Source organism: Algoriphagus halophilus (genome assembly GCF_041729275.1).
Taxonomy (GTDB): Bacteria; Bacteroidota; Bacteroidia; order Cytophagales; family Cyclobacteriaceae; genus Algoriphagus; species Algoriphagus halophilus_A.
In genome coordinates this window covers 2,094,923-2,107,775 of sequence record NZ_CP146486.1, presented here as the reverse complement: position 1 = coordinate 2,107,775, position 12,853 = coordinate 2,094,923, and the positions used below count along the sequence as shown (strand labels likewise).

The 12,853-nt window shown below is 38.2% G+C and carries 8 protein-coding genes and 8 pseudogenes; 7 read left to right on the top strand and 9 right to left on the bottom strand.

The genetic code is table 11. The features are described 5' to 3' along the window. Nucleotides 1-2 precede the first annotated feature (2 nt). Together V8V91_RS11320 and V8V91_RS11315 are read left to right on the top strand one after the other, a co-directional pair. Nucleotides 3-961, top strand: a pseudogene (locus V8V91_RS11320) (glycosyltransferase family 2 protein). Next, entirely contained in the window at nt 961-1,923 is a 963-nt protein-coding gene (locus V8V91_RS11315) for a glycosyltransferase family 2 protein (protein ID WP_373400146.1), read from the top strand. Before V8V91_RS11320 ends, V8V91_RS11315 begins: the two are co-directional and overlap by 1 nt. Here the strand turns inward: V8V91_RS11315 and V8V91_RS11310 are convergent. Then, nucleotides 1,920-2,681: pseudogene (locus V8V91_RS11310) on the bottom strand (class I SAM-dependent methyltransferase). The gene V8V91_RS11315 and the pseudogene V8V91_RS11310 sit on opposite strands and share 4 nt — an antisense overlap. Nucleotides 2,682-2,967: 286 nt before the next feature. On the opposite strand from V8V91_RS11310, the pseudogene V8V91_RS11305 reads away from it, so the two are divergent. Further along, nucleotides 2,968-4,352 (top strand): annotated as a pseudogene (locus V8V91_RS11305) (TolC family protein). Between the two features lie 87 nt (nt 4,353-4,439). Here V8V91_RS11305 and V8V91_RS11300 read toward each other — a convergent pair. The 8 genes and pseudogenes from V8V91_RS11300 to V8V91_RS11265 all read right to left on the bottom strand — a co-directional run bounded on the left by V8V91_RS11300 (nt 4,440) and on the right by V8V91_RS11265 (nt 8,008). After that, on the bottom strand, nt 4,440-4,601 hold the full coding sequence (locus V8V91_RS11300; RefSeq protein ID WP_074226185.1) for an Arc family DNA-binding protein: 162 nt from the start codon (nt 4,599-4,601) through the stop codon (nt 4,440-4,442). 49 nt (nt 4,602-4,650) lie between these two features. Further along, entirely contained in the window at nt 4,651-5,091 is a 441-nt protein-coding gene (locus V8V91_RS11295; RefSeq protein WP_373400144.1) for a hypothetical protein, read from the bottom strand. Between the two features lie 2 nt (nt 5,092-5,093). Further along, nucleotides 5,094-5,941 (bottom strand): annotated as a pseudogene (locus V8V91_RS11290) (SPFH domain-containing protein). A 118-nt stretch (nt 5,942-6,059) separates the two neighbouring features. Next, nucleotides 6,060-7,015: pseudogene (gene ftsY, locus V8V91_RS11285) on the bottom strand (signal recognition particle-docking protein FtsY). Between the two features lie 89 nt (nt 7,016-7,104). Further along, entirely contained in the window at nt 7,105-7,257 is a 153-nt protein-coding gene (locus V8V91_RS11280; RefSeq protein WP_074226188.1) for a DUF4295 domain-containing protein, read from the bottom strand. 36 nt (nt 7,258-7,293) lie between these two features. Further along, nucleotides 7,294-7,476 (bottom strand): 50S ribosomal protein L33, encoded by a 183-nt coding sequence (rpmG, locus tag V8V91_RS11275; RefSeq protein ID WP_014020702.1) that lies wholly within the window; start codon nt 7,474-7,476, stop codon nt 7,294-7,296. 31 nt (nt 7,477-7,507) lie between these two features. Further along, entirely contained in the window at nt 7,508-7,747 is a 240-nt protein-coding gene (gene rpmB, locus V8V91_RS11270) for a 50S ribosomal protein L28 (protein WP_373400141.1), read from the bottom strand. Between the two features lie 102 nt (nt 7,748-7,849). Continuing rightward, entirely contained in the window at nt 7,850-8,008 is a 159-nt protein-coding gene (locus V8V91_RS11265; RefSeq protein ID WP_159439240.1) for a DUF5522 domain-containing protein, read from the bottom strand. Nucleotides 8,009-8,082: 74 nt separating this feature from the next. Between V8V91_RS11265 and rocD the strand changes: the two are divergent. From rocD to V8V91_RS11245, 4 genes and pseudogenes are all read left to right on the top strand, one after another. Beyond that, a pseudogene (gene rocD / locus V8V91_RS11260) lies at nt 8,083-9,314 on the top strand (ornithine--oxo-acid transaminase). A gap of 2 nt (nt 9,315-9,316) precedes the next feature. Next, nucleotides 9,317-9,969: pseudogene (locus V8V91_RS11255) on the top strand (HAD family hydrolase). A gap of 52 nt (nt 9,970-10,021) precedes the next feature. After that, nucleotides 10,022-10,938: pseudogene (gene hemB / locus V8V91_RS11250) on the top strand (porphobilinogen synthase). 524 nt (nt 10,939-11,462) lie between these two features. After that, nucleotides 11,463-12,758 (top strand): ammonium transporter, encoded by a 1,296-nt coding sequence (locus V8V91_RS11245; RefSeq protein ID WP_373400665.1) that lies wholly within the window; start codon nt 11,463-11,465, stop codon nt 12,756-12,758. The last annotated feature ends 95 nt before the right edge of the window (nt 12,759-12,853 follow it).

Sequence of the window (12,853 nt, the reverse complement as noted above, 5' to 3'; positions counted from 1 at the left end):
ATATGCCTCAAATTTCCGTAGTCGTTCCTGTATTTAACGAAGAGGAATCTCTGAATGAATTAACTCAATGGATTAGCCGTGTCATGGATGACCACGGCTTTTCTTATGAGATACTCTTTGTCAATGATGGTAGTACAGATGACTCTTGGTCTGTTATTAATCGATTATCCGAAAAGAATGAATTTGTAAAGGGGTTAAATTTCACGAGGAATTATGGAAAATCCGCAGCCTTGGACGCAGGATTTCAAAAGTTTCTGGTGAGGTGGTAATTACAATGGATGCAGACCTTCAAGATAGTCCTGATGAAATCCCAGGACTCTATACCTTGATCAAAGAGGGGGCTTTGATGTAGTTTCCGGATGGAAAAAGGAAAGACATGATCCGATTACCAAGACGATACCTTCTAGGTTTTTTAATGCTGTCACGAGGTGGATATCTGGAATTAAATTACATGATTTTAATTGTGGACTAAAGGCCTATCGATTAAAGGTCGTGAAGAATATTCATATCTATGGTGAAATGCACAGATACATCCCCTTGCTTGCAAAATGGAATGGTTATCCCAAAATCGGTGAGAAGATTGTTCAACATCAAGCCAGAAAATATGGATATTCCAAGTTTGGTATTGAGCGCTTTCTCAATGGATTTCTAGATTTAATTTCAGTTTCATTTGTACATCGATACAAAAAGAAGCCCATGCACTTTTTGGGTTATTAGGCTCTTTATCTTTTTTTCGGGCTTTGTAATTACCTGTTGGCTTATTTTTCAAAAGGTCTATGGACTAAGTAAAGGTTTAGAAGTACGTGAGATTACAGAGCAACCCCTGTTCTTTTTAGCATTGGTTGCATTAATTATAGGAGTTCAATTATTTGTAACTGGGTTTATTGCGGAGTTGATGACTTCTAATCAGTCCAAAGAGGCCGAATATAAAATAGACGAAGAGCTTAACTTTGACTATTGATGTTTTTCTCGGTTGTCATACCGGTATATAACCGTCCTGAAGAACTAGCAGATCTATTAACTAGTTTGGTTCATCAAACGGAACAGGATTTTGAAGTGATTGTCATGGATGATGGTTCATCTATTACTTCAAAAAGGGTAATCGATCAGTACAAGAATAAACTTCATATCCATTATCATTTTGGAGAAAACCAAGGCCAAGGATTTGCGCGAAATGATGGCATGCGATTGGCAAAGGGAGATTTTTTTATAATTCTGGATTCTGACGTCTTATTGCCCAATAACTACTTAAAACTGCTTAAAGAGGCTATATTGGATAGAAAGCTAGATGCTTTCGGAGGCCCTGATGCAGCCGATAGTGATTTTAATCCCCTACAGAAAGCGATGGATTTTGCGATGACTTCTTTTTGGACGACTGGAGGAATCAGGGGAAAATTAAAAGATCCTTCCAAGTACCAGGCTAGAGGTTTTAACATGGGGGTTTCTCGCATAGTTTTCGAATCTACACAAGGGTTTTTGGATCCCAATCAAGGCGAGGATATAGAATGGAGTATTCGAATAAAAAATGCAGGATTTCGATTGGAATTGGTGGAAGAGGCTTTTGTGTTTCATAAGAGGAAGAACACCTTAGCTTCCTTTGCTAAACAAGCATTTTCTTTTGGTAGAAATAGGGTAAATGTGACAAGGTTTCACCCGAATGCCATCAAGCTGGTTCATTGGCTACCAAGTCTATTTTTATTCTTTTTGATCAGTATGGTATTCACAGGGATTTTCCAATTCCCTGTATTTTATGGTCAATTGATGTTGCTGCTTGGATGGGCTATGGCTGTATTAATATCAGCAAGTAAACGATATAAGTCTTTTTTGGTGGGCGGGCTGAGTTTAATTACCTCATTCACTCAATTATGTTCCTATGGAACAGGTCTAATTGTAGAGTGGCTTAAAAAAGCGATTAAGGGTTAATGCCCCTTCTTACACACAAATATGATTTCTTTTTCCGGTAACGCGTATTTTTTAATGACTTCCTCGGAAAGATCCTTTACATAATTGTTTTCCTCAATTTCTATCCCTGATTTTCTTAGTCTAGCGGCATAATCATTTCCATATTTTCTGACATGGTCCCGCTGGCCAAAAACGCGTTCTCTTTCTGCAGGGTCAGTAATGCTTGCATCTTCGAGGGTTTCAGGTAAGTCATATACTGGAGATTGAATGATTCCCCATCCATCTTTCTTCAAAACCCGATTAATCTCAGAACAAGCTTTTATGTCATCTTCTACATGTTCCATCACATGATTACAAAATACCACATCAATGGAATTGTCTTCAAAAGGTATTTGATGAACGTCCATTTTTACTTTGGCAAGAGGGGATTCAATATCCCCTGTAATATATTCCAGGTTGGGTAAAGCTTCGAATCGATCAATGAAACAATGTTCGGGAGCAATATGAAGGACTTTCAAAGGAGCTGAAAAGAAATTTGTTTGGTTTTGAAGGAATAACCACATCAATCGATGTCTTTCTAAAGCTAAACAGTTAGGACATAACGCATTTTCCCTGGCTACTCTCCCGTAGGGTAAGAATTTTTATAGCTATGATCGCATACTGGGCAATTAACATGGGTCCCTTTATTGAGTTGGGCAAAAACTTCATGACCAATGGACTTACTTTTGTAAAATAGGTCTTGGAATGTACCGGATGACAAAACTGATGATGGGCTTCATTCTATTCTTATTAAAGCTGCAAGTTACTCAATGTTGTGCTAGTAGCCCAGTTCTAACTATTCTTTTAACTCTTTAGGAAGTTTTAGCATTTGAGCCCAAAATGTCTTTTGCATCCCATTAAACTATCATTATTTTAGTTGAACTCTTTTTAAACCTGATTCCTCAATAATTAATCTATGGACTTTCCCTTTTCTTCTAAATTACTTGGCTTTACTTTTTTGCATTGACCTACTTGATCTCTCCCCAATCTAAGGCACAGGACTCGATTACCTATTCGTTGGAGGAAATGGTCCAAAGGGCAAAAGATCAGTCACCGGCCTCTTTAAGGGCAAAAACTAGAAGAGAAAACAGGTATTGGGGATATAGATTCTTTCGATCAAATTATAATCCCCAATTGAGGCTTAATGGAAATATTCCTTCTTATTCTCAAGCTTTTAACAATGTGGAGCAACCAGATGGATCCATTCAGTTTAGAGAGGTAAATCAAAACTTTATTGATGTGGGATTGGGTTTGCAACAAGTAATTGCGCCCACAGGAGGCACTGTCTCGGTGAATACTTCTACTAATCGATTTGATAATTTTTTAGCTGGAGATAATGAGGTTCAAACAAGCTGGTCAGGGATTCCTTTAAATGTGAGTTTGTCACAACCTATTTTCGCCTATAATCCTTACAAGTGGGATAAAAAGATTCAACCTTTATTATTTGAAGAAAGTAAACGAGAATTCGTAGAAGAGGCTGAAAGAATCTCAATGATGGTTACGGAACTATTTTTTGATTATTTAATTGCCCAAGTGAATTTTGAAATAGCATCTAAGAATCTAACCAATACCGAGAACATTTATTCTATTGAGAAAAACGGTATGAAATAGGAGCCACTTTCGAGGATAAATTATTACAAGTGGAGTTACAAACGCTGCAAGCAAAACAAGATTTGGCTCAGGCACAGTTAGACCTTGAGCGATCTTCTCTGGCGGTAAATTCTTACATAGGGCTAAATCAAAATGCCAAGATCAAGTTGCTTTCGCCCAATGAGATCCCGGATTTTAATGTAGATATTGCTGAAGCGATCAATTATGCTTTTCAGCATCGGTCTGAAGCCTTGGGCTTTGAGAGGAGAATGCTTGAATCGGAGGCCGATGTTGCCAATGCCAAAGGTCAAAGACTGGCTATGAACTTAAATGCGAGTTATGGATACAATAATGCAGCATTGACTTGGGGAGGTATTTACGATAACCCCAATACGCAAGCATTGGTCAATTTAGGGATTTCAGTTCCTATTTTAGATTGGGGTAGAAATAAGGCAAGGATGTCACAAGCATTGGCGAATCAACAATTGACCGAATATGAAGTGGAGCAGGAGAGGATCAATTTTGAACAAGAGATTTTTACAAAAGTCAGGAATTTTCTGATGATTCGAGATCGGATTGAAGTAACCAAAAAATCAGATGAAGTAGCCGAAAAAAGATATCAAATTGCTTTAAATAGGTATCAGACAGGGAATGTGACAATTTCTGATTTGAACATTGCCCAGAATGAAAAAGACACGAACAAGAGGGCTTTTTTTAATTCATTAAAAGATTATTGGATGGCATACTACGAACTCAGGGCATTGACCCTTTATGATTTTGAAAATAAGGAATTACTTTATATACCTGAACTTGAACAATGAAATTAGAAATATCGTGTAGTGTTGAAATTCAATTCTTTACCTAGGCCGATTTTTTGATTAAAAATTCAAACTCAAGGGTAAGATTTACTAATTTTCATTTTTTGGAAGTCTTCCATTTTTCTTCAAAGCCTCCCTAACAATCCATTCCAATTGACCATTGGTACTTCTAAATTCATCGGATGCCCATTTTTCTATTGCCTTCATCATTTTTTCATCCAGTCTCAGCGCAAAGGCCTTTTTCCCAGCCATACTCTATACCTCCTTCCAATTTTCTAAAAACGATCTAAGCTCTTTAGCTTTAGATGTACCTATCATTATTTTTTTTTCCGCCTGTATCAATCAAAACTCCTTCAGTACCCAAAATACTATAGGCTTTTGCGGTTTTATTTCCCTTCAGGCCCCATCCTCCATAATCTGTCAGAGGGCTATAATTAATCACTTTGATAGACAGAATATTGCTTTTTTCTATTTTCCGCCAACTTCTAATAAAGGGAAAATACCGAAATGAAACCCCAAAATCATCTATTCTTGTTTCAAGTTTTAAACTTGAGATGAATATTAGGATAAGGACTAGCGTTATCATTACAAATGTTAAACCCATTCCAATTTCGGTCTTATCGTCGGCATTGAAATAAAGGACGATAAGGAGAACTACCGTGGGTAATTCGAAGAGCAGGATCAAATACATGATCCACGTCCCGCGGTAATTTTGTTCTTCTTTAAAAACCCGATTAGCCATTGTTATTGATGTAGAGTTCCAACATTTAGAACAGGACTTGCACTTTTGTCTGAGCAAAGCACCACCATTAAATTAGAGACCATAACGGCCTTTTTTCATCATCAAATTCAATAATGTCTTTCAGCTTTAAGTCTTCCAAAGCCATTTCTACCATTCCTACTGCACCTTCCACAATTTTCTGGCGAGCCGCTACTATCGCAGTAGCTTGTTGTCTTTGAAGCATGGCAGATGCAATTTCTGAGGAGTAAGCCAAGTGAGAAATTCGGGCTTCAATTACCTTAATTCCTGCATGATGTAGTCTTTCACTGATTTCTTGCTCCAACGAATGGTTGACATCTTCTACCCCGGAGCGTAGGGTGATTTCAGCCTCTTCATCTTCAAAATTGTCATATGGATAAAGCCCTGCCATTTTTCTGATAGCCGCATCTGATTGAAGGTGAACAAAGTTTTCATAATCATCTACATCAAAAGTTGCCTTGAAAGTGTCTTCTACTTGCCAAACAACGATAGTTCCGATCAGTACAGGGTTACCGATTTTATCATTTACCTTGACTGGCTTGTTTTCAAAGTTTCTTACTCGAAGTGAGATTTTCTTTTTGGTCATAAAAGGATTTACCCAATAGAATCCATTGTCTTTGACACTTCCTTTGTATTCTCCGAAAAGAAGCAAAACCATTGCTTTATTCGGTTCCACAATGAAAAATCCTGGAATTATAAGAATTGATATTAAAACTGCCGCTGCTCCCACTAAAGGAAGACCGTTTACGAATGCGAAAATAGTGGTCACTATTAGCGCTAGATCTAAGAGGATAAAAATGTATCCTGAGTATGGTTTGCTTATTTTTTCCATTTCAATATGATGTTAAAATGATATCATATTAAATTACGGTAGAATTTTTTATTTGTTCAAATTTTAGCAAAAAAAACCTCAGATGGCTCTGAGGTTGAATACGATAAGAGGTGATTTGTTATTTTTTTGTAAACAGAGAGTCGACAAATTCTTTTCTGTTGAACAATTGTAAATCGGTCATTTTTTCTCCTACGCCAATGTATTTCACTGGGATTTTGAATTGGTCAGAAATACCAATTACGACCCCTCCTTTTGCGGTGCCATCCAGTTTGGTGACTGCCAGGGAAGTAATTTCTGTTACTTTGGTGAATTCTTTGGCTTGGATAAAGGCATTTTGCCCGGTGGAGCCATCTAGAACCAGTAAAATCTCGTGAGGTGCATCAGGAATAAACTTTTGCATGACACGTTTGATCTTTCCCAGTTCATTCATCAAATTGACTTTGGTGTGTAATCTGCCGGCAGTATCAATAATGACTACATCAGCTTGACTGTCTACTCCTTTTTTACGGCATCAAAAGCTACTGAAGCAGGATCTGTATTCATTCCGTGTGATATCACCGGAACACCTACTCGTTCACCCCATAAAATCAATTGATCAACTGCTGCAGCCCTAAAAGTATCTGCGGCACCCAGAACTACGGATTTACCAGCTGATTTAAATAGGTTGGCTAATTTGCCAATGGTTGTGGTTTTTCCTACTCCATTGACACCCACCACCATGATCACATAGGGTTTCTTTCCTTCTGGAATTTCGAAATCCAATAGATCCTGCGTATTGTTTTCTTCTAGCAGGCCTGAAATCTCTTCTTTAAGAATCTTATCGAGTTCCTCTGTATTGACGTATTTGTCTCTTGCTACTCGCTCTTCAATTCTTCGAATAACTTTGATCGTGGTGTCGACTCCGACATCAGAGGTGATGAGGATTTCTTCCAGCTCATCTAAAATCTCCTCATCTACTTTTGACTTCCCAACTACCGCTTTGCTGAGTTTGGAAAAGATGTTTTCGCTAGATTTCTGCAAGCCTTGATCCAGGCTTTCTTTCTTGTCTTTAGAAAAGAAACCAAAAATTCCCATAGTGATTGTTTTAAAAACGGAATATAACGAAAAAGTCCCTGCTGACCTTTGACCAGAGGGACTTAAATGCATGAAGATGCACTAGGCAATTATTTGCTTAAAGTTTCCTGTACCGAGGTGGAAGGAACCATTTCTTCTCTGAATGTATAAGCACCAGTCTTATCAGACTTTACAGCTCTGATGACCTTAGCGTATGTTACACCGTCTTTTTTCTTCAGGGTTGCTACTACTTTCTTAGCCATATCTTTTTCGTTTTACAGGAATAATCCTGAGCTGATTTACTTAATTTCTTTATGAACAGTAACCTTCTTCAGAATTGGGTTGAATTTTTTCAACTCCAATCTTTCAGTGGTGTTCTTTCTGTTCTTGGTAGTGATATATCTTGAAGTACCTGGCATGCCTGAAGTCTTATGCTCCGTGCATTCCAAAATCACTTGTACTCTGTTTCCTTTCTTAGCCATCTTCGTGTAAATTTTAAGGTCGTGACTTTGATTATCTGATTACGATCATGCCAGAATCCTGAGCTTCTTTCAAAACTGCAGAGATACCTTTTTTGTTATGCTTCAATGCCTTAGTGCACACTTTAAGTGTGATCCATGCGTCTTCTTCTGGAACGTAGAAAGTCTTCTTATGAAGATTTGGATAAAATCTACGCTTCGTTTTGTTGTTTGCATGGGACACGTTGTTTCCTACGCGAGGTCTTTTTCCGGTAATGTCACAAACTTTTGCCATGATATAGTATCGTAATTTGTATGCGTTTCTGTAATGAGTCTGCAAATATCGGAACTTTTTGGGAATTAACAACAAAGGAATTTAAAATTATTCCCTTTTAATTCAACCTTTTGGGTAAGGGCAGTGTTTACACCCGTTTCCGCAGCAGTATCCCCGTTTTAAGTGGTAGTGTTTTGTGAATACCATCAAGCCTTCTTCGTTGAAATAATAATCTTCCGAAGTTAAATTAGGGGTATTTTGAGTGTTCTTTTCTGGTTTCATGCCTAGAGGTACAGCCAATTATCCTATTTTTGCTGATAAGAGATCACAATTCAGGATACAAAAATAAGAAAAACATGCAGACAATCACATCTAGCTCTCAGGCAATTGAATTAGAAGAGAAGTATGGTGCTCATAATTATCATCCATTACCTGTTGTTTTGGCTAAAGGAGAAGGTGTTTTCCTTTGGGATGTGGAAGGGAAAAAATTATGATTTTCTTTCTGCGTATTCAGCAGTCAACCAGGGCCATTGTCATCCAAGAATAAAAAATGCGCTGATTGAGCAAGCAGGAATTTTGACTCTTACCTCCAGAGCATTTCATAATGATGTGTTAGGGCCATTTGAAAAATACCTGACGGAATTTTTTGGGTATGACAAAGTACTGCCTATGAACACAGGAGCGGAAGGAGTCGAGACAGCCATTAAAATTGCTAGAAAATGGGGGTATGAGCGGAAAGGTGTAAATGAACAACAAGCCAAAATTATTGTGGCAGAGAATAATTTTCATGGTAGAACAACCACGATTATTTCCTTTTCTAATGATGAATCTGCTAGGAAAAATTTTGGACCATATACCCCTGGCTTTATTAAAGTTCCCTATGATGATATTAATGCATTGAAAGCAGCACTTCAGGACCCTGACGTAGTTGCTTTTTTTAGAACCAATTCAAGGTGAAGCTGGTGTTTATGTGCCTTCGGCTGGATACTTGAGAAACGCTAAGGATGCTTGTGCGGATAAGAAGGTCTTATTTATTGCGGATGAAATCCAAACGGGCATTGCAAGAACAGGTAAGATGTTGGCGGTAGATCATGAAAATGTGCGACCTGATATGGTTATTTTGGGGAAAGCTATTTCAGGAGGATTCTACCCTGTTTCTGCAGTTCTTGCCGATGATGAAGTCATGAATGTCATTAAGCCCGGGCAGCATGGCTCTACTTATGGAGGCAATCCTTTAGGAACCAAAGTGGCTATGGCTGCTTTGGAAGTAGTAAAAGATGAAAGGTTGGCTGAAAATGCGGAGAAACTCGGTATAGTTTTCCGTAACAGAATGCAAAAACTGGTTGATAAATCAGATTTGGTGAAGCTCGTCCGGGGGAAAGGTTTGTTGAATGCGGTAGTAATCAATGATACTGAAGACAGTTCAACTGCATGGGATATTTGTATTGGGCTAAAGAATAATGGGCTACTGGCAAAGCCTACTCATGGAAATATTATTCGATTTGCTCCTCCTTTAGTAATGACCGAAGAGCAAATTCATGAATGCTGTGACATCATTGAGAAAACAATTACCGAATTCAAGAAATAACTATGCTTAAAGCAGTGATTTTCGATATGGATGGGGTCATTTGTCACACCAACCCATATCATTCTGTCGCGTTTCAGCAATTCTTCGCCAAAAGAAATTTGAATCCCTCCGAGGAAGAATATCAAGAACATATGTACGGGAAGAATAATGGCTACATATTGAGTCATTTCCTGGGGAGAAAGATCGAAGGGGAGGAATTGGCTACATTAGAAGATGAAAAAGAGAGTTTGTTTCGGGAGATCTATAAAACAGAGGTAGATCCAATTCCTGGCTTTATGCCTTTCTTCCAAAGTTTAAAAAATCAAGCTTGCCTACTGCGGTAGCTACTTCAGCCCCAAGGGCGAATCTGGAACTAATTATCAATACCCTGGATATTTCAAGCTTAATGAATTCTCAGTTGGCTTCAGAGGATGTTTCGAAACATAAGCCTGACCCAGAAGTATATTTAAAGTCTGCACATAATTTAGGTGTTGCCCCATCAGATTGTTTGGTTTTTGAGGATTCCTTTTCGGGAGCAAGTGCTGGATTAAATGCAGGAATGAAGGTAGTAGGAGTGTTGTCTAGCCATTCTAAAGATGAGCTTCCGACATGTCACTATTATATAGAGGATTATTTAGGGCTGGATTTAGCTCATTTAAATGAATTATTTGAATAACATGCAAAGAAGACCAAGAAGAAATAGAAAATCTGAGGTGGTCTGAAGTTTAGTGGAAGAAACCTCTGTTTCAGTGAAGGATTTGATTCTTCCTTTGTTTCTAGTTTCTGGGACAAGGAAAAAGTAGCAGTAGATTCCATGCCAGGGATTTTCAGGTACTCAATTGATACCATGCTTTCGGAGATTGAATCCTGTTTAAAACTTGGAATATCCTCCTTTGATGTGTTTCCTGCTTACCCAGAAGAATTGAAGGATACTAAAGCCAGTGAAAGTTTCAATCCCGAAACATTTTATTTAAAAGCCTTGAGGGAAATTAAAAAGCAATTCCCTGAAGTTTGCTTGATGTCAGATGTAGCTATGGACCCTTATAGTAGTGATGGTCATGACGGTATTGTGAAAGATGGAAAAGTGCTGAATGACGAAACTTTGGAAGTATTAGGGAAAATGTCTCTGGCACAAGCTGACGCTGGAGTGGATATTCTAGGCCCCTCTGATATGATGGATGGCAGGGTAGGGTATATAAGGGATCTTTTAGATGAACATGGTTTCACGGATACCTCTATTATGTCTTATACCGCTAAATATGCCAGTGCATTTTACGGCCCTTTTCGGGATGCGCTAGATTCCGCTCCTAAATTCGGGGATAAAAAGACATACCAAATGGATTATGCCAACTCTAAAGAGGCTTTGATCGAGGCAGATTTGGATTTGGAAGAGGGAGCGGATTTTTTAATGGTGAAACCAGCATTGTCCTATTTGGATATCATCAAGCTATTAAGTGATAATTATCCTCTACCTATAGCTGCTTATAATGTGTCTGGTGAATATAGCATGGTGAAAGCGGCAGCAGAAAGAGGATGGCTGGACGGGGAAAGAGCTATGTTGGAGATTTTGACCAGTATTAAAAGGTCAGGTGCTAAGATCATTCTAACCTATTTTGCAAAGGAATATGCCCATTTGGGGAGATAGAATTACTTCTAGTTTCAAATTTTATTAAAAACCGGATTTTTTCCGGTTTTTTTGTGAAAGGGTGGTTAGATTTTACCCCATTTTTAAAAGAAACGGTAGTTTTTGTGGTTGATCGGTTAAAAAAAAATGTAAAAAGTGAATTTTTATATTTTTTGTAAAACAAGAGAAATATATGAAAATCTTGTTTTTTCTATTTTTTTGAAATAAAATATTGTTTTTGAGGCTAAAAAATTAATAATATTCCAAAAGCCTATTTTAGAAATCGTTTTCGAAGAATAAAGCGCATATTTTCCAAATATTATTCTTTTACCGTGTAGGGTGTAAAAAACATTGAAAACAAGGTATTTTTTGCAAAATCATTAAAAAAAGGCTCAAAAATCACCTGAATATCTTACTAAATATGTCATTTTTTGAAAAAGTCTATTTGTTTTATTGGTATTAATCTGTTTACATTCGATTTGAGAATTCTCTTCAAACCTATATTAAATTCTGAAAATCAATTCAAAATTTCTATAAAACCTATGATGTATTTCGCACCCCTGTTGGCCCAAGATGCGGCCGCGACCATGGATGTTTCTGCGACATTAACGCAAAACATCCTCACCACAAACAATGTTTGGATGATGCTTTCTACAGCACTCGTGTTCATTATGCACTTGGGCTTCGCAGGCGTTGAAGCTGGTTTTGGTCAAGCCAAAAACACAGTAAACATTCTTTTCAAGAATACGATTACTCCGATTCTTGGAATTTTGACCTATGCAGTAGCAGGGTTCTATTTAATGTACCCAGGATTTGAGACTCCGGGATGGTTTGGATTTGATGCTTCAGGCTGGAGCATGTTTTGGTTTTCTCCCGGAGATGCCGATGTGACTGCAGATTATGCTGATGCAGGGTATACCTACTGGACAGATTTCTTGTTCCAAGCAATGTTTGCTGCAACAGCTGCTACGATAGTATCTGGTGCCATTGCTGAGCGTGTGAAGCTTTGGGCGTATTTGGTCTTTACCTTATTCTTTGTAGGAATTGTTTATCCTATTATCGGAAGTTGGAAATGGGGCGGTGGTGCTCTTGATGCAATGGGCTTCTATGATTTTGCTGGTAGTACTTTGGTTCACTCTGTTGGAGGATGGGGTGCATTGGCAGGAGTAATCCTTGTTGGCCCAAGAATCGGTAAATATGTAAATGGAAAAACAGTAGATAAACCAGGTGCTTCTGTTCCATTAGCTGTTATTGGTGTTTTCCTTCTTTGGTTAGGATGGTTTGGTTTTAATGGAGGCTCTGTGCTTTCAGCTGATCCGGCTTTAGTTTCTTTTGTTTTGGTGACAACATGTCTTGCAGCTTGTGCTGGTGGCATGGGAGGTTTCCTTGCAGGATACTATGTGTTCAAAAGATTGGACCTTGGGATGGTTTTGAACGGAGTGCTTGCTGGCCTAGTTGGTATTACGGCAGGTGCTGATGTGATCAATCCTGGTTCAGCGGTTATTGTAGGTTTTATTGCTGGAATTTTGGTAGTGCTTTCTGCCGTTTTATTAGACCGTTTAAAATTAGATGATGTAGTTGGAGCTGTATCCGTTCACTTGACATGTGGTGTTTGGGGTACTTTAGCAGTAGGTATTTTTTCTACAAATCCAGAGCATTCATTTATTACACAATTGATCGGTGTGTTGATTTGCGGTGCAACAGCATTTATTTCTGCTTTCATCATCTTCTATGTACTAAAAGTGACCGTTGGGATCAGGGTTTCTGAAGAGCATGAGAAAAGTGGTCTTGATTCTCATGAACATGGTATTCGTGGATATACTATCGTTTACGACGAATAAAAAAAGCCTTCGATCGGAAAAAATGCGACTCTCTTTCCGGTTCCGAAGGCCTGTATGGTCAACTATCTATTTATTAACCAACATTTAAAATTAAA